The following is a 23,477-nucleotide window of genomic DNA, read 5'->3' on the forward strand; positions in this document are numbered from 1 at the left end:
CGAGTCGGAAGCGAAGGTAGGAAGCGCCCGCCGGCCGGTCAAGGCAAGGCTGGCCTGCGTCCCGCGAGGGCGAGAAGCGCTTCGTCGAGCACATCGGGCGCAATCTCGAAGACCCGGGGACCAGCAGTGAAGACGAGGAAGGCGCGCACGGGCCGGTCCGGATAGAGCTGCATGAGCAGCGCCCGATAGGCCGAAAGCTGCGCCACGTGCTCGCGGCGCAGGTCCGCGACATCGCAAGGCGCTGCGGCCGTCGTCTTGAAATCGGCGACGAGCACAGCCTCGGCCAGGACCGCGAGGCGGTCGATCTGGCCGGAGACCGGCACCTCGCCGCCCGGCAGCGCGAGCGTGCCCGCGATCGGCACTTCCGCCCGCCCGGCCGGCCCGAAGAGGGCCGCGAGCTCGGGCTCGGCGAGGAGGGCGAGCGCATCCGCGACGATGCGCGCCTGCTGCTCACCGGCAAGACGGGCCCCGCGCGCCGCCACATAGGCGAGCGCGGCGGCGGCACGGCCCTCGGGAGGCACTCCGGGCAGATGCTCGACGAGCGCATGCACGAGCGTGCCGATGCGCCGCGCCTCGGCGACGAAGGGGCCGTCGCCCGGGCGCGCCACAGCATCCGCCGCGCCGAGCGCGCTGGAGGGTCTGAGGGGCGGCGCCGCCTCCGGCTCCGCGAAGACCGGCGCATGGAGCCAGTCGGGCTCGGCAACGGCGGCGACCGGCGCGGCTGGCGGGCTCTCCGCCGCGCAGGGCGCCTTGCCCGGATCGTGCCAACGCCATACCGGCGCGCCGCAGACGTCCGTGCCCTCGACGAGGCCGGGCGTGGCGGCCTCGAGGCTGCGGCGGATCATCTGCGACCAGCACATCTGCGGCAGCGGCTTCGGCATGTCGTCCTTGTCGCGCCCGAGATTGGTGTAGGAGGCGACGACGAGTCGGTCCCTGGCGCGCGTCATCGCCACGTAGAGCAGGCGGTTGTGCTCCTCGGCGGCGCGCTCGCGCAGCACATCCCGCTCTGCCGCCACCGCCGGCGGGTCGAAGTCCTGGCGCGGCGACCAGACCGGCACCTTGGTCGCCTCCTCGCCGCGCCCGAGCGCGAGGGGCAGGAGCGGCGGGTCGTTGCGCCCGTTCGGCGCTTCGCAGCCGTCGGCGAGGATGACGACCGGCGCTTCCAGCCCCTTGGCGCCGTGCACGGTCATCACCCGGACCTCGTCGCGCGCGGCGTCCATGTCGCGCTTCACCTCGATCTCGGTGCGGGCGAAGTCGAGGAGGAAGGCGGAGAGGGAGGGGATGCGCCGCCGCTCGAAGGCGAGCGCCTGGGAGAGGAACTCGTCGATGGCATCGCCCGCTTCCGCCCCGAGCCGCGACACGAGCGCCCGCCGCCCGCCCCCGGGGCCGAGCAGCGTCGCGTAGAAGGCGAAGGGCCCGCCCCGGCCCGCGAGCGCGCGCCAGCTGTCGAGCGCGGCGACGGCGCGCGCGGCCGCGGCATCCTCCGCCACGCGCTCGCCCAGCGCTGCGGCGAGGCCCTGCCCCTCGGGCCGTCGCGCCGCAAGCCGCACGAGATCCTCGTCGGTGAGGCCGACGAGGGGGGATTTCAACGCCGCCGCCAGGGTGAGGTCGTCGTCGGGCAGCAGCGCGGCGCGCCCGGCCGCGAGGAGGTCGAGCACCGCGATGTGCTCGCCGAGGCGCAGGCGGTCGGCGCCGGCCACGGGCACGCCCGCCGTCTTCAGGGCGCGGATCACCGCCTCGAAGAAGCCGCCGCGCTTGCGCACGAGCACGAGGATGTCGCTCGGCGGCACGCGCCGGCCGCTCTCCTCGCCGCTCGTGGTCCAGTGCCTGACGGTGCGCGCGATGCGCTGCGCGAGGCGTACCGACGGCGCGCTCGCTTCCGGCTCGTCGAGCGGCAGTACCCAGGCCTCGGGCTCGGCGCGCTCGCTCGGGCGCACGGTCTCCCACAGCTCGACGAGGCCCGGCGCGGTCAGCCGGGCGCTCTGGTGCACGGTGCCCATGGCGCCGCTCTCGAAGGACAGGCCCTTGAAATGCGCCGGATCGGCGAAGACGGTGTCGACCGCGCTCAGCACCTCGGCGGCCGAGCGGAAGGAGAGGGTGAGGCTGATCTCGTCGAAGGCGAGCCCGGCCTGCCGCGACCGGTCGCGGAAATGCCGGCCCGAGCCCTCGAACTCGCGCGGCTCGGCCCCCTGGAATCCGTAGATCGACTGCTTGGGGTCGCCCACGGCGAAGAGCGTGCGGGCCTTGATGCCCGCACCCTCGCCGGCGGTGAACTCCTCCGTCAGGCGCTTCAGGATCGCCCATTGCTGAGGGTTCGTGTCCTGCGCCTCGTCCACGAGCACGTGGTCGACGCCGGCGTCGAGCTTGTAGAGCACCCAGGCTGCGTCGGCGCGCTCGAGGAGTGCGACGGTGCGGGCGATGAGATCGTCGAAGTCGAGTGCGCCGCGCGCGTTCTTCAGGGCCTCGACGCGGGTGAAGACGGCCTGCGCCAGGGTCAGCAGCGCCGCTGTGCGCGCCACCGCCGCGGCCGCCTTCAGGCGCTCGTCGAGGGCGGCGAGCCGGTCGCGCTCGTCGCGCAGGCGGGCGGCAAGGCCCTCGTCTACGGCCTTCGTCACGAAGGCCCGGTCGCTGCGGGGTGTGCCTTCCCTGGTGAAGAAGACGGCGCGATAGAGGGCGAGCCGCGCGGAATGATCGGCCGCCGCCGCGGCGGCGGCGAGGTCGCCGGCCCGCGTCTCGTCCGTCGCCTTGCCGGTGCGCAGCCGCGCCGCGATCGCCGGCCATTCCGCCGGCGGGAGCCCCTCCTCCAGCATGGCGCGCTCGATGCCCGTCGCCGTCTCGCCCGGCGCGAGGCCGAGGGCGCCGGCGAGCGCCTTCATGACGGCAGCGAGATCCTCGGGCCGGCGTGCGTGCCGGCGCAGGAAGTCCTTCTCCTTCAGTGCCGCCGCGATGGCCTCGGCGATGCCGTCGTCGCCCGTCTGCGCCGCAACCACCGCGAGCGCCTCGGCGAGCGCGGGGTCCGTGCCGAGGGCCGCCGCGGCCATGACCTCGGCCCGGGCGCGGGCGAGAAGGTCGGCGCTCGCCGTGTCGTCCAGAACCTCGAAGCGCGCCGGCACGTTGGCCTCGAAGGGGAAGAGGTGCAGGATCCGCTCGCAGAAGGCGTGGATCGTCTCGATCTTGAGCCCGCCCGGCGTTTCGACGGCCCGGGCGAAAAGCTGGCGCGCGGCCTCGAGCTTCTGGCGGGACGGCCGCTCGCCTTCGAGGCGGGTGAGCACATCGGCGAGGCCGGTGTCGTCGAGGCCGACCCAGCGGCCGAGCTCGGCGAAGACGCGGTTTGCCATGTTGGCGGCCGCCGCCTTGGTGAAGGTGAGGCAGAGGAGGCGCGACGGGTCCGTGCCGGCGAGCAGCAGGCGCAGCACCCGGTCGGCGAGCACCTTGGTCTTGCCGGCACCGGCATTGGCCGACACCCAGGCGGAGACGCCGGGATCGGCAGCGCGGCGCTGGTCCTCGAGGGTCTTCCGCGGGACGACGAGATCGTTCACGGCTCGCCTCCCGCATCCCCGGTCCCGCCGGTGGCCGACCATTCCTTGATGCGGGCGAGGTGATCGTAGGGCCCGAAGCGCCGCGCGAATTCCGCGAAGGGCCGTGAGGCAAAGCCCTGCTCGCCCATGGCGTAGCGGGCGATGAGTCGGGCGAGCTTGGTGAAATGCTCCTCGATCACGTCCCGCATCGGCCGCGCCGCTTCCCCCGCGTCGCGGACGGGCCTGTCCGGCGCGATCTCCGGCTGGCCGGCCCGCACGTAGAGAAGGTCGACGTCGGGCACGGCGGCGATGCCCGGGAAGCCGCCCCGGACGAGCATGGCGGCCTCCAGCGTGAGCTGCGGCGAGAAGCCGGTGACGACCTGCGGGGCGCTCGGCGGCTGGCCGGTCTTGAAGTCGACGATGGTGACGCCGCCGTCGCGCCGCTCCTCGATGCGATCGGCGCGGGCGCGCAGGACAAAGGGCTCGCCCTCCGGCATCGGGATGGAAATGCGCCCCGGGCACTCAGCGTGGACCCGCAGGATCTGCGGGCGTCGCGCCCGTTCCCAGGCGAGGAAGGCTTCCGCGAAGCGCAGGAAGCGCGGCCACCAGAGGCTCGCCACGTCGGGATAGGGCGCGAGCGGGCGGAAGGCCTCCTCGCCGATGGCGAGGAAGCGCTCGCGCGCGTCCGCCGGCAACTGGCCCGGGTGAGCCATGGCGAAGCGGCCGAGGGCGTCATGGATGATCGAGCCGCGGTCCGCGGCGCCGGGTGGCACGGCGAGATCGTCGAGCGGGTCGAGTTTCAGCACGTGTTTGGCGAAGATCGCGTAAGGGTCGCGGATCAGGGTCTCGATCTCGGTGACCGAAAGCGAGCGCGGCACGAGGTCGAGGGGCGGCTTCGGCGCCGGGCGGCGCAAGGCCGCGACCGGGCGCGGCCTCTCGAGGGCGGCGGCGAGCCGGCGGTAGCGCTCGCCTGCCGCGAGCGCACGCCCCCAGGCCACCTCGCCGGCGAGCGCCCGCATGCGCTGCAGGAAGCGCGAGGGCACGGTCGGCGCGCTGTCGCGCTTCTGGGCGCGCGTGACGACGGCATCGCGCACGCCGAGGGCCTGCACGAAGTCGTGCGCCGTCTGGCCGATGCGCCGCTCGGGCTGCGTCAGGCCGAGGGCGAGCCGCATGGGCCGGTTGAGGAAGGCGTCTGTGCGCGTCGCCGGCGGCCACACCGTCTCGTCGAGCCCGCCGAGGACGATGCGGTCGGTCTCGAGCAGGCGGGCCTCCAGCAGGCCCCAGATCTTCACGCGCCGATGCACCGGGCCGGCGCGGCGCACCACCTGCCCCTCCATCAGCGCGGCGAAGAAGGCGGGATAATCCGCGAAGCGGCCGGTAATGCCGGCGGCATGGGCCGCGGCGATGTCGTCGAAGAGGGCGCTCAGCGCCTCGCCGGCCTCCCCGGCGAAGGCCGCCGGCGCGGCTTCCTCCGCCGCCCCGCCCGAGACGGCGCGCAGCACCTCGGCATGCCGGCCGACGAGAGCCACGAGGTCCACCGCCGCCTCCGCATGGTTGCCCGGATCGAAGCCCGCGAAGGCGGCCTCGATGCGCTTGAGGAGGTCAGCGACCCCCTCCCAGTCCGCCTTGCCCAGACGCTTCAGTGGCCGCGGCGCGTGGCGCTCCTGCGCCTCCGTCCGCCGCTCGTCGAGGACGGCGAAGAGGCCGGCGAGGCCGGGCGGGGGAGCAGGGCCGCGCAGGAGGCCGATCTCCAGCGCCGCTGCCGCGCGCTCCGCGGCGGCGCGCGGCAGGCCGAAGGTCGCGAGCGGATGGGCGAGGAGGGCCAGCAGGGGGCCGGGGGCGAAGTCGGTGCTCGCCGCCTCGGCCACGAGCCGCGCCAGGCGCCCGGGCAGGCTGCGCCCGAGGGGCAGGCCGGCGGAATCCTCGACGGCGATGCCCCAGCGCGCGAGTTCGGCGGCGACGCGCTCGGCAAGCGTGCGGTCGGGCGTGACGAGAGCCGCCGTGCGCTCCGGCTCCTCCAGGGCTTCACGCAGGGCGAGCGCGGCGGCGAGCGCCTCCTCGCGCTCGTCCGCTGCCTCCACGATGGCGAGCCCATCGAGGGCGGCGCGCACGGCCTCTGCGTCGGGCCGATGCGCGGGCGAGGCCCAGAGCTGGGTGGTGGCCGCCGGGCGCAGCGCCTCGCTGAGGAAGCGGCTGCGGGCGCATGCCGCCGCCGGCGGCGCGCCGAGGCTCGGCACGGCCTCGCGCGCCAGGCCGAGGGTGGCGAGAAGCCGGTTGAGCGCCGCCTGCGGATGGCTCGGGGCCGCGGCCTCCCGCTCGTCGCCGCCGATCGCCTCCCAGCTCGTCGCGTCGAGATCCCGATCGAGGCCCGGCAGCACGAGCGCGCCGTTGGGCAGCCGCGCGATGGCCGCGATGAGGCGTGCGGTGGAGGGGACGGAGCCGGTCGAGCCGGCGACGATCATGGGCGTTCTGGGCCGCTCGCGTTCGAGGCGCGCCGCTTCGGCGAGGACGAGGGCGTTGCGGCGCGCCGCCGGATCGCTCACCCCGCGCTCGGCGAGGATCGCCGGCCATTGCTCGGCCGCGATCTTCAGGAAGGCGAGAGTGATGGCGAAGTAGCGCGAATGGCGCTCCTCGACGAGGGTCGCGAGCGCGTCCCACGGCACGCCCTCGGTGGCGAGAGCGTCCATGAGGCGGGCGAGGTCGCCGGCGAGCGCGTAGGCGTCCGCGGGCGAGGCGGGTACGAGCAGGGGCTCGTGCTCGCCGAGGCGCAGCAGCGCCCGATCCACGGCCCGCGCCCAGGCGAGCACGAGGCGCGTCAGGACAAGCCGCCGCTCGCCGTCGGCGATGGCCGGCGGCAGGCCCGTGCCGAAGCTCTCGGGAAAGGAGCCGAGATCGGCGGCGAGCGCGAGTTCCGCCTCGTCGAGGTCGCCGAGGGGCACGATGCGCGGCAGGAGCACGCTCTTCGGCGCGAAGCGCTCGGCGAGATGGGTGGCGAACGCCCGCGCCGCGCGTCGCGTCGGCAGGTAGATGGTCGCGGCGGCGAGCGCGAGCGGATCGTCCCGGTCCGGGAAGCCCGACAGAAGCGTTCCGGACAGGAGCGCGTCGGCGAGGGTCGCCAGGAACGGTACGCCCGGCGGGATGGTGAAGACGCGCGGCTCGGACGGGCGCGCCGTCATCACTTCACGCTCGCGGCGAGCGTCGCCTCGGCCTCGGCGATGGCCTCCGGCGTGCCCACGTGCAGCCACTGGCCGTCGAGGCGCAGGCCGTAGAGGCGCCGGCGCGCGATGGCGCGGTCGAAGAGGAGGTTGAGGGAGAAGGGTTCCTCCGGCGTGTCGGCGAAGAGCTCGGGCTTGAGGACCGCCACCCCGGCATAGACGAAGGGCGCGACGGCCCGCTCGCCGCGGCGCTCGAGCCGCCCCGCCTCGTCCATGAGGAAATCGCCGGCCCCGTCGTAGCCGATGCTCGTCGCGGCCGGGGCGACGAGGAGCAGGATGTCCATGCGCTCGGCGTCCCAGGCCTCGCCGAGGCGCGGCAGGTTCGGCTGCGGGCCCTCGATCCAGAAGGCGTCGGTGTTGAACAGCAGGAACGGGCCCGGGCCGAGGAGCGGCAGGGCCTTCTTCGTGCCGCCGCCCGTTTCGAGGAGGTGCGGGCGCTCGTCGGAGATGACGATCGCCGGCGCGCGGCGCCGCCGCACGTGGGCCTCAACGAGGTCGGCGAGGTGATGGACGTTGACCACGGCGCGCGCGACGCCGGCCTCGGCGAGGCGGTCGAGCGCATGGTCGATGAGCGCCCGGCCGCCGACCTCGACGAGGGGCTTCGGCAGCCTGTCGGTGAGCGGGCGCATGCGCGTACCGAGGCCGGCGGCAAGGACCATGGCGCTGTCGGGAAGGCGGGCCTGGCGGGGGTCTGTCATGGCGGCACGGCGGGGCTCAGGCGTCGGCGACGAGCTGCGGCAGGTGGGTTTCGTACCACCGCCTCAGGTCGGCGAGCGCCGGATGCGCGAGGTTGCGCCCGAGGTAGCCTTCGATGCGCGGCATGTGGCGCAGGTAGGCCGGCTTGCCGTCGCGCCTGTCGAGGCGGGTGAAGCCGCCGAGGATCTTGGTGGCGCGCTGGGCACCGAGGACGGCATAGGCGCGGGTGAAGGCGGCCAGGTCGAAGGCGGAGTCGTGCGCGCGCCGCGCCTGGGCGTAGGCCGCCAGCAGCTTCAGTTCGAGCTCGACCGGCACGTCGACCCGGGCGTCCTGCAGGAGGGACACGAGGTCATAGGCCGGGTGGCCGAGGACCGTGTCCTGGAAGTCGATCATGCCGAGGCGGGCGACGCCCTCGCGCTCGGGCAGCCAGAACAGGTTGGGGGAGTGGAAGTCGCGCAGCGTCCAGGTGGCGGGCGCGGCGACGACCTCGGCGAGCAGGCGCGTCCAGAGGCTGACGAATTCGGAGCGGGCGACCGCCGAAACGGGCTTCTGCGCCATGTGCGGCGCGTACCATTCGAGGAGAAGCTCCGCCTCGATCAGGAGCGCCTCGAGATCGTAGGGCGGAATGACATGGTCGCGCCCTTCCGTCACGGGCAGGACGTCGGGGAGCGTCGTCGTGTGCAGCTTGGCGAGCGCCAGCACGCCCTCGCCGTAGCGTTCGGCGATCGGTCCGTCGGGGCCGACGATGGGCTCGGTGCCGAGGTCCTCGACGAGAACGAGATGGGCGTCCGGATCGGCGCCGTAGATGCGCGGCGCGCTGAAGCCCAGCGCCCTGAGCCCCTTGTCGATGGCGATGAAGGCATGGACCGTGTCGGAGAGCCGGGCGATGACGTGGTAGGGCTTGCCCCGCCGCACCGGCGGTCCCGGCACACGCGGCGGCGCGATCATCAGGATTGCGGTCTCGCCGCTCGGCTTCGTCAGGCGCTCGAACTGCCGGGTGGAGGCATCGCCCTGGATGACGACGCGGCTGGCATCGCCCCAGCCCGTGCGGTCGAGGAGGGTGCGAATCCCCTTGAGCCGTTCGAGCCGCGGCACCCAGGCGCCGTGGCCCGTGAGCACCACGAGGCGCTGCGTGCTGCCGGCCTGCGGCATGAGGCGGAAGGCGATGTCGAGCCTGTCGGCGTTGAGTTCGCCGCCCGCCCGATCAGGCCATTCGACGAGGACGAGGGCGCCGTCCGCCGCCTCGTCCCAGCCGAGGCCTTCGAGCTCCTCCGGCCCGCCGATGCGGTAGAGATCGGCGTGCACCACCGTGCCCCAGGCCATCTCGTAGAGCTGCATGAGGGTGAAGGTGGGGCTCGGCACTTCGAGCTCCGGGTCGCCGGCGAGGGCGCGGACGAGCGCGCGGGCGAAGGTCGTCTTGCCGGCGCCGAGGTCGCCCGACAGGGTGACGAGGTCGTTCGCCTTCAGCTCGCCGGCGAGGACGCCGGCGAGGCGCAGGGTTGCCGCTTCGTCGGGCAGCACCATCGTCCACCCGCTCGCCGCTCCGGCGGCGGCCTCCGCCGCGAGGGCGGCCGCCGGCGGGCCGCCGTCGGTCGAGAGCTCGTTGCTCATGCGTGCCAATGCTTCCATCATTCGGCGGCCTCGCGTGCTGCCGTGCCCTCGGCGGGGAAGTAACAGGAGACGATCGTGCCGCGCCCGGGCGTCGAGTCGAGCTCGACATGCCCGCCGTGCAGCTGCACGAACGAGCGAACGATGGCGAGACCAAGGCCGACGCCGCGATGGCGCGAGCCGAGCGTGTGGCTCTCGAAGCGCTCGAACACCTTGGCGATCACCTCCGGCGGTATGCCTCGCCCCTGATCCGCGACCGCAAAGACGACCTCGGCGTCCGTCTTGTGCGCGCTGAGGCGCACCGTCTGGCCCTCCGACGAGAAGCCGATGGCGTTCGACAGGAGGTTGAACAGCACCTGCCGCACGCGCTTGCCGTCGGCGCGGAAGGTGCCGATGTCCGGCGCCGTGTCGATCTCCAGGCGGATGGCGGACTCGGCCAGGCGGTCCTCGAGCCCGCGCACGGCGGCCGTGATCGTCTCGCGGATGTCCACCTCTTCGAGCGCGAGCTCCATGGCGCCCTGGTCGATGCTGGCGAGATCGAGAATGTCGTTGATGATGGCGAGCAGCGCCGCCGAGGAGCGCATGATGTGCGTGGCGTATTCGCGCTGCTTGGCGTTCAGCGGGCCGACCGTCTCGTCGCCGAGGAGCTGCACGAAGCCGATGATGTTGGTGAGCGGCGAGCGCAGCTCGTAGGACACGTGATGGACGAAGTCGTCACGCAGGCGCGAGGCGTTCTCGAGCGCCTCGTTGCGCTCGGTCAAGGCCCGCTCCACGTTCACGCTCGCGGTCACATCGGTGAAGGTGAGCAGTGTGGCTCCGTCGGGCAGCGGCGCCGCGGCGCAATCGAGCACGACGCCGTCGGCTCGCCGCATGCGGCAGGCGAGGCCCGTGCGCATATCGTGCACGCCGGCGACAGCGCCGCGGATGTCGTTCCAGGGCTCTTCGTCGGGGGCGAGGCGGCGGCAGGCGGCGATGACGGCGTCGATGTGCGGCCGACCGGCGGTGAAGTCGCCCGCCATACCCCACAGAGTGGCGAAGGCCGGGTTGGACAGCTTGAGGCAGCCGTCGGTCCCGAAGACCGCGACGCCCTCGCGCAGCGAATCGAGCGTCTCGCCCTGGGTACGGATGAGCGTGTTGAACTGCGATTCGAGGTGGAAGCGCTCCGTCACGTCGTCGAAGAGATAGGTGATGCCCCCTTGCGGGTTGGGATTGGCGACGACGCGGAGCGTGCGGCCGTCCGGCAGGTGCCACCACTGCTCCTGGGCCTCGACCGCGCGGTAGGCGGCGAGCACGGAGGCCTTCCAGCCGCGGAAGTCGGCCTGCTCGGGCAGGCGCCGGGCGGTGCGCAGCCGGTCGAGGATCTCGCCGTCGCTCGGCCCGCCGTCGAGGAAGGCCTGGTCGAGGTTCCAGAGCTGGCGATAGGCGGCATTGTGGAAGATGAGATGCTGCCTGGCGTCGAAGATCGCCACCGCCGTCGACAGCTGGTCGAGGGTGCGCACGTGCGCATCCTTCTGCCGCGCGAGGTCGGCCCGGGCCGCCTCGAGGTCGGACACGTCGACCGCGATGCCGGCGCTGCCGCCGGCGGCCGCCGTCTCGACCACGTCCACAGCGCGGCGGTTCCCGGCCATGACGGCGGCGACGCGCGCCACATAGGGCTGGCCGGAGGCGCGGATGCGCCGTGCCGCCTCACGCACCGTCCTGTCGAGCAATTCGAGCCCGCGGCGCACGGCGTCGCGGCCGTCCTCGGCCTCGACGGCGCGGGCATAGGCCGCGTTCGTCCAGGTCAGCACGCCGTCGGCGTTGCGCAGCCACACCGGTTGCGGCACGGCGTCGAGCATGGCGTTGAGCGTGTCGAGCTCGCCGCGTGCGGCCGTCAGCTCCTCGCGCGCGCGGATGAGCTCCAGGCGGTCGCCCGTCACCTCGCGCAGGCGCATCACGGCGCGCGCGCCGACGGCCCGGCCTTCGATGTCGAGATAGCGCCCGGCGAGCGAGCGCAGGAGCAGACGAAATCCCTCGCCCCGTTCCTTCAGGCGGTCGAGGGCCGCCTCCAGCGCCTGCGCGTTGGGTGCCGGCAGCCAGGAGCCGAAGGCGAGCACGCGGCGGGGCGGGCCGCGATCGGCGACGATGGCGGTATCCCCCTCGATGACCGGCTCCTCGTCGCGGCCGCTCCAGCTCACGACGATCTGCGGCTCGGCGGCCAGGATCACGTCGGCGCAGTCGCTGCGGGCCCTGAGATCGGCGAGCTCGCGGGCGAGGGCCGCTTCGCGCTGCGTCCAGCGCTTGCGCTCGCGCAGGTGGAGGAGGGCCGTCGTCGTCGAGAAGATGACGAGGCCGATGAAGACGGCGAGCCCCGTCGCATTGTAGGGATCGATGAGCGACAGGGACGAGACGAGCAGGGGCGCCGGCTGGGTCGCCGGCGGGGTCTGCGCCAGCGCGGCGCCGGAGAGGAGGAGCGCTGCCGGCGCCGCCGAGCACCGCAGGGCGCGGCGCAAGGCGGCGGCAGCCCGCCCTGAGCGCTCGGTGGCGCGCCTCGCATCCGCCCTCGCCATTGCCGCTCCTCGTCACCCCCGTCGCCGCCGGCCCGCGCGGGATGGGCCCGCGGCCGCCGAATCAGCCCCACAATAGCGGTTACGAGACTCCCGCAGGAAGTGGTTAACGAAACGGCAAGGCCGCCCGGCGCGGCTCAACCGGGCGGCTTGCGGGGCGCGTCCTGCGCGCCGATCAGTAGCGGTAGTGCTCGGGCTTGAACGGGCCTTCCGGCGACACGCCGATATAGGCCGCCTGGTCCTCGCGCAGCTTGGTGAGCTTCACGCCGATCTTGGCGAGGTGGAGCCGCGCCACCTTCTCGTCGAGCTGCTTGGGCAGGGTGTAGACCTTCTTGCCGTACTGACCGTTCCTGGTGAACAGCTCGATCTGCGCCAGCGTCTGGTTGGTGAAGGACGCCGACATGACGAAGGAGGGGTGGCCCATGGCGTTGCCGAGGTTCACGAGCCGGCCCTCCGACAGGAGGATGATGCGCTTGCCGTCCGGGAACTCGACCTCGTCCACCTGCGGCTTGATGTTGTGCCACTTGAAGTTGCGCAGGCCCGAGACCTGGATCTCGTTGTCGAAGTGGCCGATGTTGCAGACGATGGCGCGGTCCTTCATCGCCCGCATGTGCTCGACGGTGATGACGTCCTTGTTGCCGGTCGCCGTCACGAAGATGTCGGCGCGCGGCGCCGCGTCCTCCATGGTCGTGACCTCGTAGCCCTCCATCGCCGCCTGCAGGGCGCAGATCGGGTCGACCTCCGACACCATGACGCGGCAGCCGGCGTTGCGCAGCGAGGCGGCGGAGCCCTTGCCCACGTCGCCGAAGCCCGCGACCATGGCGACCTTGCCGGCCATCATCACGTCGGTGCCGCGGCGGATGCCGTCGACGAGCGATTCGCGGCAGCCGTAGAGATTGTCGAACTTCGACTTCGTCACCGAGTCGTTGACGTTGATCGCCGGGAAGAGGAGCTTGCCCTCCTTCTCCATGATGTAGAGGCGGTGCACGCCCGTCGTCGTCTCCTCCGAGACGCCGCGGATGTTCTTCGCGAGCTCGGCGAACCAGCCGGGCTTCTCCACGAGCGTGCGCTTGATGAGCGCGAAGAGGATCTCCTCCTCCTCCGAGCCCGGCTCGGCGAGGAAAGCGGTGTCGCCCTGCTCGGCCCTGAGGCCGAGGTGCACGAGGAGCGTCGCGTCACCGCCGTCGTCGAGGATCATGTTGGGCGTGCCGCCATCGTGCCACTCGAGGATGCGGCGGGTGTAGTTCCAGTAATCCTCGAGCGTCTCGCCCTTCACCGCGAAGACCGGGATGCCGCGGGCGGCGATCGCGGCGGCGGCGTGGTCCTGCGTCGAGTAGATGTTGCACGAGGCCCAGCGGATGTCGGCGCCGAGCGCGGCGAGCGTCTCGATGAGCACCGCCGTCTGGATCGTCATGTGCAGGGAGCCGGCGATGCGCGCACCCTTGAGCGGCTGCGAGGGGCCATATTCCTCGCGTACGGCCATGAGGCCGGGCATCTCGCTCTCGGCGATGGCGATCTCCTTGCGGCCCCAGTCGGCGAGCCCGAGATCCTTGACGACGAAATCCTGCGACATGGTTCGACGATCCGCTGCTGTTCACGAAGTCGCGCGGTCTATAGCAGCCCGCGCGAGGCGAGGCAATAAAGACATAAAGAAGTCTTTATATGGCTTTCCGCGGGCGCGACGCCGCACGCACGGGCCCTCTCTCCCGCGGAGCGGGAGAGGGCGTTCCGCCGGCCGTCATCCGCCGATGTTGTAGGCGGCGAGGGCGGCCATGTTGACGATGTCGGAATCCTTGGCGCCGAGCGGCACGATCTGCACCGGCTTGTCGAGGCCGACGATCAGCGGACCGATGACGGTGGAGCCGCCGAGCTCCTGCAGCATCTTCGTCGAGATGGAGGCCGAGTGGAAGGCAGGCATGATGAGGACGTTGGCCGGGCCCGTCAGGCGGCAGAAGGGATAGGCGGCGATGTGGTCGCGGTTGAGGGCCACGTCGGCCGCCATCTCGCCGTCGTACTCGAAGTCGCAGCGTCGGCCGTCGAGGATGCGCACCGCCTCCTGCACGCGCTGCGAGCGCTCGCCCGGCGGCTGGCCGAAATTCGAGAAGGCGAGCATGGCGACGCGCGGCTCGTAGCCGAGGCGCTTCGCGACGCCGGCGGCCTCCACCGCGATCTCGGCAAGGTCCTGGGCGCCGGGCATCTCGGTGATGGCGGTATCGGCGACGAGCACGGTGCGCCCGCGGGCCAGCACGATGGACACGCCGATGACGCGGTGGCCGGGCTTGTGGTCGATGACGCGGCGCACGTCCTCGAGCGCGGTGGAATAGTTGCGCGTCACGCCCGTCACCATGGCGTCGGCATCGCCCAGCGCCACCATGGCGGCGCCGAAGTGATTGCGGTCCTGGTTGATGAGCCGCTGGCAGTCGCGCAGGAGGAAGCCCTTGCGCTGCAGCCGCTCGTAGAGGAACTGCGCATAGGTGGCGTTGCGGTGTGACAGCCGGGCGTTGTGGACCTCGATGCCCTCCTTGCCCTCGAGGTCGATGCCGGCGAGCTCGGCGGTCTCGTAGACACGGTCCTCACGGCCGACGAGGATCGCGGTGCCGAGCCCCTGGTTGACGAAGGACGCGGCGGCGCGGATGACCTGCTCCTCCTCGCCCTCGGCGAAGACGACGCGCTTGGGATAGCGCCGCACGCGCTCGAAGATGCGGTTGAGCGTGCCGGCGACAGGGTCACGCCGGGCCGAGAGCTGCGCCTTGTAGCCGCGCATGTCGACGATCGGCCGCCGGGCGACGCCCGTGTCCATCGCCGCTTGCGCCACGGCTGCCGGCACCACGTGGATGAGGCGGGGATCGAAGGGCACGGGGATGATGTAGTCCCGGCCGAAGCGCGGGCGCGCGCCCTGGTAGGCGGCCGCGACCTCGTCCGGCACGTCCTCGCGCGCGAGCTCGGCGAGCGCCTTCGCCGCGGCGATCTTCATCTCCATGTTGATGGTCGTCGCGCGCACGTCGAGGGCGCCGCGGAAGATGTAGGGAAAGCCGAGGACGTTGTTGACCTGGTTCGGATAGTCGGAGCGGCCGGTCGCCATGATGGCGTCGTCGCGGACCGCGGCCACCTCCTCGGGCAGGATCTCCGGGTCGGGGTTGGCCATGGCGAAGATGATCGGGTTCGGTGCCATGGAGGCGACCATCTCGGGTGTCAGCGCTCCCTTGGCCGAGAGGCCGAAGAAGACGTCAGCCCCCCTCACGGCGTCGGCGAGCGTGCGCGCCTCGGTGTCGGCGGCGTGCGCCGACTTCCACTGGTTCATGCCCTCGATGCGGCCCTTGTACACGGCGCCCTTGGTGTCGCAGAGGATGACGTTGTCGGGCGCGAAGCCCATCGCCTTGATGAGCTCGGCGCAGGCGATGCCCGCGGCCCCGGCGCCGTTGATGACGAGCTTCGTCGAGGTGACGTCGCGGCCGGTCAGGTGCAGGGCGTTGACGAGACCGGCCGCGGCAATGATCGCCGTTCCGTGCTGGTCGTCATGGAACACCGGGATGTCCATGAGCTCGCGCAGGCGCTCCTCGATGATGAAGCACTCGGGCGCCTTGATGTCCTCTAGGTTGATGCCGCCGAAGGACGGGCCGAGGTAGCGCACGCAGTTGACGAATTCGTCCGCGTCCTCGGTCGCGACCTCGAGGTCGATCGAATCGACGTCGGCGAAGCGCTTGAAGAGGACCGACTTGCCCTCCATCACCGGCTTGGAGGCCAGCGCGCCAAGGTTGCCGAGGCCGAGGATCGCCGTGCCGTTCGAGACGACTGCGACGAGATTGCCGCGCGCCGTGTAGTCGAAGGCGCGGGTCGGGTCCTCGTGGATCGCCTTCACCGGCACGGCGACGCCGGGCGAATAGGCGAGCGAGAGGTCGCGCTGCGTCGCCATGGGCTTCGTCGGTACGATCTCGAGCTTGCCGGGCTTGCCCTGGGCGTGGAACTGCAGCGCTTCCTGGTCGGTGAAGGTCGGGCGGGCGCGGCGCTTGGACGTGTCCATGACTGTGTTGCTTGCTCTCGTGAGGCGCTTCCGGAAGGGGTAACGACCTTACGGCACCGGCCGGCTCCGCGCCAAGCGGCGTTCTCCACCGCTTCGTGCAACACTGCTCTGCCGGACGGGTGAAAGCGCAAGGCTGCTCTGCTAGCGTCCGGCGGCCATGAGCCGAGACGCGACGACCATCCCCACGGCTGACTTCGAGGAAGCGGGCGCCACGCCCGGAGACAGCGCGCCGGCGCGCAGCGACGGCCGTCGGAAGGCGCCCGACGGCGAGGCGCATCGCGTCACGCCGATGATGGCACAGTATATCGAGATCAAGGCCGCCCATCCCGACTGCCTCCTCTTCTATCGGATGGGCGACTTCTACGAGCTCTTCTTCGCCGACGCGGAGATTGCCTCGCGCACCCTCGGCATCGTGCTGACGAAGCGCGGCAAGCATCTCGGCGAGGACATCCCCATGTGCGGCGTGCCGGTGGAGCGCGCCGAGGACTACCTGCAGCGCCTCATTGCCGCAGGCCACCGGGTCGCCGTGTGCGAGCAGACGGAAGACCCGGCCGAGGCGCGCAAGCGAGGGGGCAAGTCCGTCGTGCAGCGCGGCGTCATCCGCCTCGTCACGCCCGGCACCATCACCGAGGACAATCTGCTCGATCCGGCTCGCGCGAACCTGCTCGTCGCGGTGGCGCGCCGGCGCCTGTCGGACACGGAGTGGGCCTATGGTCTCGCCGCCGTCGACATCTCGACCGGCCGCTTCACGGTGACGGAGGTCTCGGCCGCGGGCCTCGCCGCCGAGATCGCCCGCCTCGAGCCGCGCGAGCTCGTCGTGCCCGACGCCGTCTACGACGACGCGGATCTCGCCGGCCTGTGGCGCGAGACGCGGGCGGCGGTGACGCCGCTCGCCCGCGAGGGGCTCGACCCGGCCTCGGCGGAACGGCGGGTGAAGGACTATTTCGGCGTCGCCTCGCTCGACGCCTTCGGCCAGTTCACGCGCAGCGAGGTTGCCGCCGCGGCCGCTGCCCTCGCCTATGTCGAGCGTACTCAGCTCGGCTCGCGTCCGCCCCTGTCGCCGCCTTCGCGCGAGGCCGCGGGCGGCACGCTTGCCATCGACGCCGCGACGCGCGCCAATCTGGAACTGACGCGCACGCTCTCCGGCGAGCGGCCTGGCAGCCTCCTCGCCACCATCGACCGCACGGTGACGCCGGGCGGCGGCCGGCTCCTCGCCGAGCGTCTGGCCGGCCCCCTGACCGAGATCGCGGCGATCGCGCGCCGCCAGGAGGCGGTTGCTTTCCTCGTCGGCGATTCGCTCCTGCACGAGCGCCTGCGCCAGGCCCTCGCCGCGGCACCCGACATTGCCCGCGCGCTCGCCCGCCTCACCCTCGGCCGCGGCGGCCCGCGCGACCTCGCGGCCCTGCGCGACGGCCTTGCCGCCGCTGGGGCGCTCGCTCGTCTGCTCGCGGCCTCTGGCGACCTGCCGGAGGAGCTCGCGGCGGCGCGGGCCGCCCTCGAGACGCCCGATCCGGCGCTCGCCGGCCGGCTGGCTGCGGCGCTTGCCGACGATCTGCCGCTCCTGAAGCGCGACGGCGGCTTCGTCCGGGAGGGGTACGACCCCGCCCTCGACGAGGCGCGGGCATTGCAGGCCGATTCGCGCCGCTTCATCGCCGCGCTCCAGGCCCGCTATGCCGCCGAGACCGGCTGCCGCACCCTGCGCGTCAAGCACAACAACGTCATCGGCTATTTCGTCGAGGTGCCGCAGGCGACGGGCGAGGACTTCCTCAGGCCGCCGTTCAACGAGACCTTCGTGCACCGCCAGACCATGGCGGGCGCCATGCGCTTCTCCACGGTCGAGCTCGGCGAGCTCGAAGCGAGAATCGCCTCCGCCGGCGAACGGGCGCTCGGCATCGAGCTCGCGATCTTCGATGCGCTTCTCGGTGAGGTTGTTGCCGCGACCGAGGCGGTGAAGGCGGCGGCGGAAGGGCTTGCGGTCGTCGATGTCACCGCCGCGCTCGCCAAGCTCGCCGCCGACCTCGGCTGGGTCAGGCCGCAGGTCGACACGAGCCTTGCCTTCCGCATCGAAGCCGGCCGCCATCCGGTCGTGGAGGCTGCTTTGAAGCGCGACGGGGCTGCCTTCGTCGCCAACGACAGCGACCTCTCCGCACCGGAGGGCGCGGCGGCCGGGCGCATCGCCCTCGTCACCGGTCCCAACATGGCCGGCAAGTCGACCTTCCTGCGCCAGAACGCGCTGATGGTGGTGCTCGCCCAGATGGGCTCCTTCGTGCCGGCCCGGGCCGCCCATATCGGCCTCGTCGATCGCCTCTTCTCGCGCGTCGGTGCCGCCGACGATCTGGCGCGCGGGCGCTCGACCTTCATGGTCGAGATGATCGAGACCGCGGCGATCCTCAACCAGGCCACGGCGCGTTCGCTCGTCATCCTCGACGAGATCGGCCGCGGCACGGCGACCTTCGATGGTCTTTCCATCGCCTGGGCGGCGATCGAGCACCTGCACGAGGTGAACCGCTGCCGCGCGCTCTTCGCCACGCACTACCATGAGCTGACGGCGCTCGCCGAACGGCTCGTCCGGCTCGGCAACGTCACCGTGCGGGTCACCGAATGGCAGGGCGAGGTCGTCTTCCTGCACGAGGTCGTCGCCGGCGCCGCCGACCGCAGCTACGGCATCCAGGTGGCGAAGCTCGCGGGATTGCCTCCGGCGGTGATCGCCCGTGCCCGCACGATCCTGGACGAGCTCGAGAAGAGCGATCGCGAGAAGCCGGTCTCGGCGCTGATCGACGATCTGCCGCTCTTTGCCGCGAGTGTGCGGTCCGCGCCGGCCGCTCCGGCAGCCGGACCGCAGCGCGACGGCCTGCGCGAGGCGCTCGACGCCATCGACCCCGACGATCTGACACCGCGGGCGGCACTCGAGGCGCTCTACCGCCTCAAGAGCCTGCGCGCGGCGGAAGACTGAGAGCCGACGTGGCTACGGGGCGTTGACCGTCGTGGGCTTGCCTTCCTCGCCGAAGAAGACGACGAGGATGCGCGCCGGCGTGCTCCCCTTGTTGAAGGCCTGATGCCACTTGCCGACGCTCTCGAGGAAGGCTTCGCCCGCCTTGTAGTGCCGCGCCTCCGCCCCGTCCGTCTGCACCTCGAGGTCGCCCTCCATGACGTAGACGTAGACCGGGATCGGGTGTTGGTGGCGCGCCGTCCGCCCGCCGGGCTGCAGGGTCCCGATCACCGAGATGATCTCGGGCTTGTCGGTCTTCGGCAGCTGCAGCACGTCACCGTCGGCGGTCTTGCTCGACTTCAGGACGGGCTTGACGTCGAAGGCCGACGGCAGGGCGCTCCGCTGCGCGAGTGCGGGTTGGCCCAGGGCAATGCCGACGAGGCCGAGCATTGCGCCGAGCCTCGGCCGGCCGGGCATGATGCGGCTGGGATGCAGGACGCGGCGAGCCATGACGTTCCTCCCATCGTAGGGGCGGCGGGCTCGCGGTTCCCGGCGGGTCTCGATCCGTTTCGCGAGCGCGACGCCTCTGCCCTCGCCCTGCGGCGGTCCGTTACGGCACATCGAGGCCACGGCCTGCGCTTCGCCGGACCCGCGCCCCTCGCGGTGATGGCCGCGCGACGGCGGCCGCCGCTCCCTCCGTGATTGCCCCGCGCACCGGCCCCGCGGGCATTCCCGCATGAGCGCTGCCGCGGCCCGAAGGAAGATAGGCGATCATGACGAGCTTCGCTCGCGCCGCATGCTTGTCAAGGCATGCGGCGGGATGGGATCTCGACGGTTGGATTAGGGCCGCCCGGGGCGTCCGACGGGCGGCCGGTTCAGCCGTCCGAGGGCTGCGGGCCCTCGTAGCCCTCGATGACGACGATGTCGGCCACGCCGCAGCCGTCGCGCAGGGCCTTCACCGCCTGGTACTCCGGCGAGTTCCAGCAGCCGATCGCGTCCTTGTAGCTGGGGAATTCGATGACGACGTTGCGCGAGCGCGCGCCGCCCTCCACCGTCTCGAAGGCGCCGCCGCGCACCAGGAAACGCCCGCCGAACTTCTTGAACACCGGGCCGTTGCCGGTGACGTAGGCCTTGTAGCCGTCCGGATTGGTCACATCGACGCGGCCGATCCAATATCCCTTGGGCATCCGCTTGCTCCTCATTCGGCGCCTTCGACCACGACGAACTCGCCCACGCCGGCGGTCTCGCGCTCCTTCTTCGCCGCCTGATATTCCGGCGAATGATAGTAGGCGAGGGCGCGATCGAAGGACTCGAACTCGATGACGACGTTGCGCGGCCGCCCGTCGCCTTCCACATGCTCGCAGCGGCCGCCGCGCACCAGCGGCCGGCCGCCATATTTGCGGATGGCCTCGGTCGCGAGCCGGGCGTAGACGGCATATTGCTCCGGGTCGGTGACGGTGATGCGGGCGATGACGTAACCCTTGGGCATCGTTCTTCTCCTTAAGCCTTACACGCTGACGACGGCGTCGGCGATTTCGGCGACGATGGCTTCTGCAGCGGCGCGCGGATCGGCCGCGGCCGTCACCGGACGGCCGACGACGAGGTGGTCGGCCCCCGCGCGGATGGCCTCGGCGGGTGTCATGACGCGCTTCTGGTCGCCGACCGCGCTGCCTGCAGGCCGGATGCCGGGCGTCACCAGCAGCATTCCCGCCCCGAGCAGCGCGCGCATGGCGCCCGCCTCCTCGGCCGACAGGATGAGCCCGTCGATGCCCGCCTCGCGCGCCTGCAGGGCGCGCCGGCGCACGGTGTCGCGGACGCCAGCGGCATAGCCGGCCTCCGCGAGGTCGGCGTCGTCGCAGGAGGTCATCACGGTCACGGCAAGGAGCTTGAGGGCGCTCTCGCCCCGGCCGCGGACGGCGGCCTTCATGGTCTGCGGATAGCCGTGCACGGTCAGCAGTGTGACGCCGAGGCGCGCCACCTGCGCCGTGGCGCGCTCGACCGTGTTCGGGATGTCGTGCAGCTTGAGGTCGAGGAACACCTTCTTGCCGGCGCCGACGAGGTGCTCGGCGAGCGCGAGGCCGCCCCCGTACACCACCTCCATGCCGATCTTGTAGAAGGTCACGGCATCGCCGAGTCGCGCGACGAGCGCCTCGGCCTCGGCGACGGTGGGGGTGTCGAGGGCGACGATGAGGCGGTCGCGCGCGTCCGGTCCGGCGTTCATGCGGCTTCTCCGATTGAGCGGTGGGCGAGGGAACGCCGCCGGTGGAGCACGCGAGGGACCCGGCTGTCAAAGGCAAATCGCCGGGGGGCCTCATGCACGGCCGGTGCGTGACCGGCCCTCGGCCGCGGCCGGCGTCTCAGGCGCCGCGCCGCGACGCCTCCTCCACGAGGCGCTTCGCCAGGGTGGCGAGCAGGCCCGCGGACCGCTCGTTCTTCAGTTCGCCCGCCTCGTCGAAGGCGTCCTGCGCCGCGCCCACGCTCACCATCTCGGGCAGAACCAGGGCGCTCAGGCCGAGCACGAGGCTGTGGCGCAGCGCGGTCAGGCCGCGGTAGCCGCCGAAGCCGCCGGGCGAGGCTGCGCCGATGCCGAAGACCGGCCGCGCGAAGGCCGCAGCTGCCCCGCCGCCATCCTTCACGCGCGATACCCAGTCGATGGTGTTCTTCACGATCGGCGCGACGCCGGCGTTGTATTCCGGGCTCGCGATGAAGATGCCGGCATGGCTCGCGAAGAGGCCATGCAGCGCCCGGGCGTTGGCCGGAACGCCGTCGCGCGCCTCGTCGTCGCCGTCGTAGATCGGCAGCGGATAATTCTTGAGGGAAACCTCTCTCACCTCGCCTCCCGCTTCCCGGAGCCGCCGGGCGGCGAGCGCCGCGAGCTTTCCGTTCAGCGAGCCGGAGCGGACGGAGCCGGAGAAGACGAGAATCCTAGGCAAGGCCATGGAGTACCTCTCGATGCGGATGGCGTGTCGGCGCCGGATGAGCTCGATGTCGGGAAGGATGTCGGGCCTGCCTGCCGGGCGGCGATTCCGTCGGCCCCGGGACTCAGCCCGTGTGCCGGCGGTAGACCCAGACGCGGGCTGGAGGCAGGTTCCACCACACGCGGTTGGATGCGCTCACGGCGTAGCGCGTTGCATTCTTCGGGATCGGCGGCACGACGGCGTAGGTGAACTGGATGAAGGGTGCGCCGGCGTGCATGAGGTCGAAGGCGGCTTCGAGCAGGGTGAGGCGCTGCGGCAGCGGCCTGGTGAAGAGCGGCAGGCTGGAGACGACGGCGGCCGCCTCTTCATGGACGACGCCGCGCAGGGTCTTGCCCAGGCCGTAAGCGTCGCCGTGAACGATGGTGGCGGCCGGGAAGCGGCGGTGCAGGAGCTTGCAGAAATCGGGATTGAACTCGACGAGGACGAGGCGGTGCGGATCGACTCCGCGGCGCACGATGGCCTCGGTGACCGGGCCGGTGCCCGGGCCGAGCTCGATGACGGGGCCCGGCTTCGTCGGGTCGATGTAGCTTGCCATGGTGCGGGCGAGCATGCGCCCTGACGGAGTGACCGCGCCGGTCACCAGCGGTCGCTCAACCCAGGATTTCAGAAAGCGGGCTTCGTCCTCGATGCGGACTGGCTTGTCGTCGCGGCGGCGGGTGGGCTCGAACACGGGGCGCGTTTCCTCGGATCGTTCCAATAGGTTGATCAGCCTCGCCCTGAGGTCAAGGCGCCGGCGCGCCCGCATGTCGCGGCGGCCGGTCGCCTCAGGCGGGATTGCCGCCCAGACCCTCGAAGAAGTCCTTCACGCGCGTGAAGAATCCCGCGCTTTCCGGATGCGTCTCCTTCGAGCATTCGAGCTCGAATTCCATGAGCAGCTCGCGCTGGCGCTTGGTGAGCTTCTGTGGCGTCTCGACGACCACCTGGATGTAGAGGTCGCCGAAATCGCGCGTGCGCAGAATCGGCATGCCCCTGCCCTTGAGGCGGAACTGCTTGCCGGTCTGCGTCCCCTCGGGGATCTTCAGCTTCTCCTGGTCGCCGTCGATGGTCGGCACGTCGATCTCGCCGCCGAGCGCCGCCGTCACCATGGAGATCGGCACGCGGCAGAACAGGTCGGCGCCGTCGCGCTGGAAGAAGGGGTGCGGCCTGACCGAGAGGAAGATGTAGAGGTCGCCGTTCGGCCCGCCGCGCGTGCCGGCCTCGCCCTCGCCGGCGAGGCGGATGCGCGTCCCATCCTCGACGCCGGCCGGGATGTTGACCGAGAGCGTGCGCTCGCGCGTGACGCGCCCAGCGCCGCCGCAGGCGCCGCAGGGATCGTCGATGATCTCGCCGCGGCCGTGGCAGTTGGGACAGGTGCGCTCGATGGCGAAGAACCCCTGCGTCGCCCGCACGCGGCCGTGGCCTCCGCAGGTCGGACAGGTGCGCGGCTTGGAGCCGGCCTTGGCGCCGGAGCCGCTACAGGCCTCGCAGGTGACGGAGGTCGGAATCCTGATGGTCGCCGTCTTGCCGGCGAAGGCCTCGTCGAGGCCGATCTCGAGGTTGTAGCGCAGATCGGAGCCGCGCTCGCGCCCGCCGCCGGCGCGGCTGCGCCCCCGGCCCATGAAGTCGCCGAAGAGGTCGTCGAAGATGTCGGCCATCGACGAGGCGAAGTCGGCGCCGAAGCCGGGGCCGCCGGCGCCCGCCTGGTCAAAGGCGGCATGGCCGAAGCGGTCGTAGGCGGCGCGCTTCTGCCCGTCCTTCAGGACCTCGTAGGCCTCGTTGATTTCCTTGAAGCGCGCTTCGGCCGTGTGGTCGCCCGGGTTGCGGTCCGGGTGGTACTGCATGGCGAGCTTGCGGAACGCGCTCTTGAGCTCGACCTCGGTCGCGGTCCGGTCGACGCCGAGTATCTCGTAGTAGTCGCGCTTCGACATGGTCGCTGTATGGTCGGCCCTGAACGCTCACCCGGACTGCGCGCAGTGGAGAAAGACGC

General features: G+C 72.0%; 15 protein-coding genes. 1 reads left to right on the forward strand and 14 read right to left on the reverse strand.

Going from position 1 to position 23,477, the window contains the following annotated elements; all coding sequences use genetic code 11:
• Nucleotides 1–38 precede the first annotated feature (38 nt).
• The 7 genes from addA to QNA08_RS11730 all read right to left on the reverse strand — a co-directional run bounded on the left by addA (nt 39) and on the right by QNA08_RS11730 (nt 15,604).
• Nucleotides 39–3,581: a double-strand break repair helicase AddA gene (gene addA, locus QNA08_RS11700; RefSeq protein WP_422679904.1), complete on the reverse strand. Its 3,543-nt coding sequence runs from the start codon at nt 3,579–3,581 to the stop codon at nt 39–41.
• Nucleotides 3,536–6,694 (reverse strand): double-strand break repair protein AddB, encoded by a 3,159-nt coding sequence (gene addB, locus QNA08_RS11705; RefSeq protein ID WP_283740892.1) that lies wholly within the window; start codon nt 6,692–6,694, stop codon nt 3,536–3,538. The genes addA and addB overlap by 46 nt, the downstream gene beginning before the upstream one ends.
• A complete protein-coding gene (locus QNA08_RS11710) occupies nt 6,694–7,431 on the reverse strand; it encodes a nucleotidyltransferase family protein (RefSeq protein WP_283740893.1) in 738 nt (245 codons plus the stop codon). Before QNA08_RS11710 ends, addB begins: the two co-directional genes overlap by 1 nt.
• 16 nt (nt 7,432–7,447) lie before the next feature.
• Entirely contained in the window at nt 7,448–9,040 is a 1,593-nt protein-coding gene (gene tsaE, locus QNA08_RS11715; protein WP_340322038.1) for a tRNA (adenosine(37)-N6)-threonylcarbamoyltransferase complex ATPase subunit type 1 TsaE, read from the reverse strand.
• Nucleotides 9,041–9,057: 17 nt separating this feature from the next.
• Nucleotides 9,058–11,586: a sensor histidine kinase gene (locus QNA08_RS11720; RefSeq protein WP_283740894.1), complete on the reverse strand. Its 2,529-nt coding sequence runs from the start codon at nt 11,584–11,586 to the stop codon at nt 9,058–9,060.
• Nucleotides 11,587–11,758: 172 nt separating this feature from the next.
• The gene (gene ahcY, locus QNA08_RS11725) at nt 11,759–13,156 is read right to left on the reverse strand and encodes an adenosylhomocysteinase (RefSeq protein ID WP_283740895.1); all 1,398 of its coding nucleotides are present in this window, start codon (nt 13,154–13,156) and stop codon (nt 11,759–11,761) included.
• Between the two features lie 165 nt (nt 13,157–13,321).
• Nucleotides 13,322–15,604: an NADP-dependent malic enzyme gene (locus QNA08_RS11730; RefSeq protein WP_283740896.1), complete on the reverse strand. Its 2,283-nt coding sequence runs from the start codon at nt 15,602–15,604 to the stop codon at nt 13,322–13,324.
• Nucleotides 15,605–15,761: 157 nt separating this feature from the next.
• Between QNA08_RS11730 and mutS the strand changes: the two genes are divergently transcribed.
• Entirely contained in the window at nt 15,762–18,557 is a 2,796-nt protein-coding gene (mutS, locus tag QNA08_RS11735) for a DNA mismatch repair protein MutS (protein WP_422679905.1), read from the forward strand.
• A 12-nt stretch (nt 18,558–18,569) separates the two neighbouring features.
• Here the strand turns inward: mutS and QNA08_RS11740 are convergent, their stop codons facing one another.
• From QNA08_RS11740 to dnaJ, 7 genes are all read right to left on the reverse strand, one after another.
• Complete coding sequence (locus QNA08_RS11740; protein ID WP_283740897.1) at nt 18,570–19,043, reverse strand: cupin domain-containing protein; 474 nt, start codon at nt 19,041–19,043, stop codon at nt 18,570–18,572.
• Nucleotides 19,044–19,408: 365 nt separating this feature from the next.
• Complete coding sequence (locus QNA08_RS11745) at nt 19,409–19,720, reverse strand: DUF1330 domain-containing protein (protein WP_283740898.1); 312 nt, start codon at nt 19,718–19,720, stop codon at nt 19,409–19,411.
• 11 nt (nt 19,721–19,731) lie between these two features.
• The gene (locus QNA08_RS11750) at nt 19,732–20,022 is read right to left on the reverse strand and encodes a DUF1330 domain-containing protein (RefSeq protein ID WP_283740899.1); all 291 of its coding nucleotides are present in this window, start codon (nt 20,020–20,022) and stop codon (nt 19,732–19,734) included.
• A gap of 18 nt (nt 20,023–20,040) precedes the next feature.
• On the reverse strand, nt 20,041–20,754 hold the full coding sequence (gene pyrF / locus QNA08_RS11755) for an orotidine-5'-phosphate decarboxylase (RefSeq protein WP_283740900.1): 714 nt from the start codon (nt 20,752–20,754) through the stop codon (nt 20,041–20,043).
• A gap of 136 nt (nt 20,755–20,890) precedes the next feature.
• Nucleotides 20,891–21,472 (reverse strand): NADPH-dependent FMN reductase, encoded by a 582-nt coding sequence (locus QNA08_RS11760; protein WP_283740901.1) that lies wholly within the window; start codon nt 21,470–21,472, stop codon nt 20,891–20,893.
• A gap of 103 nt (nt 21,473–21,575) precedes the next feature.
• Entirely contained in the window at nt 21,576–22,181 is a 606-nt protein-coding gene (locus tag QNA08_RS11765) for a class I SAM-dependent methyltransferase (RefSeq protein ID WP_283740902.1), read from the reverse strand.
• 94 nt (nt 22,182–22,275) lie between these two features.
• Complete coding sequence (gene dnaJ / locus QNA08_RS11770; protein ID WP_283740903.1) at nt 22,276–23,418, reverse strand: molecular chaperone DnaJ; 1,143 nt, start codon at nt 23,416–23,418, stop codon at nt 22,276–22,278.
• Nucleotides 23,419–23,477: the final 59 nt, after the last annotated feature.

The organism is Chelatococcus albus, from assembly GCF_030067675.1.
In the GTDB taxonomy this organism is placed as follows: domain Bacteria; phylum Pseudomonadota; class Alphaproteobacteria; order Rhizobiales; family Beijerinckiaceae; genus Chelatococcus_A; species Chelatococcus_A albus.

Coding starts and splice junctions, on each gene's coding strand:
- QNA08_RS11710 (WP_283740893.1), bottom strand. CDS start 7,431: ATGACAGACCCCCGCCAGGCCCGCCTTCCCGACAGCGCCATGGTCCTT.
- tsaE (WP_340322038.1), bottom strand. CDS start 9,040: ATGAGCAACGAGCTCTCGACCGACGGCGGCCCGCCGGCGGCCGCCCTC.
- pyrF (WP_283740900.1), bottom strand. CDS start 20,754: ATGAACGCCGGACCGGACGCGCGCGACCGCCTCATCGTCGCCCTCGAC.
- QNA08_RS11740 (WP_283740897.1), bottom strand. CDS start 19,043: ATGGCTCGCCGCGTCCTGCATCCCAGCCGCATCATGCCCGGCCGGCCG.
- QNA08_RS11750 (WP_283740899.1), bottom strand. CDS start 20,022: ATGCCCAAGGGTTACGTCATCGCCCGCATCACCGTCACCGACCCGGAG.
- mutS (WP_422679905.1), top strand. CDS start 15,762: ATGAGCCGAGACGCGACGACCATCCCCACGGCTGACTTCGAGGAAGCG.
- QNA08_RS11745 (WP_283740898.1), bottom strand. CDS start 19,720: ATGCCCAAGGGATATTGGATCGGCCGCGTCGATGTGACCAATCCGGAC.
- addA (WP_422679904.1), bottom strand. CDS start 3,581: ATGGTCGGCCACCGGCGGGACCGGGGATGCGGGAGGCGAGCCGTGAAC.
- QNA08_RS11760 (WP_283740901.1), bottom strand. CDS start 21,472: ATGGCCTTGCCTAGGATTCTCGTCTTCTCCGGCTCCGTCCGCTCCGGC.
- QNA08_RS11720 (WP_283740894.1), bottom strand. CDS start 11,586: ATGGCGAGGGCGGATGCGAGGCGCGCCACCGAGCGCTCAGGGCGGGCT.
- QNA08_RS11730 (WP_283740896.1), bottom strand. CDS start 15,604: ATGGACACGTCCAAGCGCCGCGCCCGCCCGACCTTCACCGACCAGGAA.
- dnaJ (WP_283740903.1), bottom strand. CDS start 23,418: ATGTCGAAGCGCGACTACTACGAGATACTCGGCGTCGACCGGACCGCG.
- addB (WP_283740892.1), bottom strand. CDS start 6,694: ATGACGGCGCGCCCGTCCGAGCCGCGCGTCTTCACCATCCCGCCGGGC.
- ahcY (WP_283740895.1), bottom strand. CDS start 13,156: ATGTCGCAGGATTTCGTCGTCAAGGATCTCGGGCTCGCCGACTGGGGC.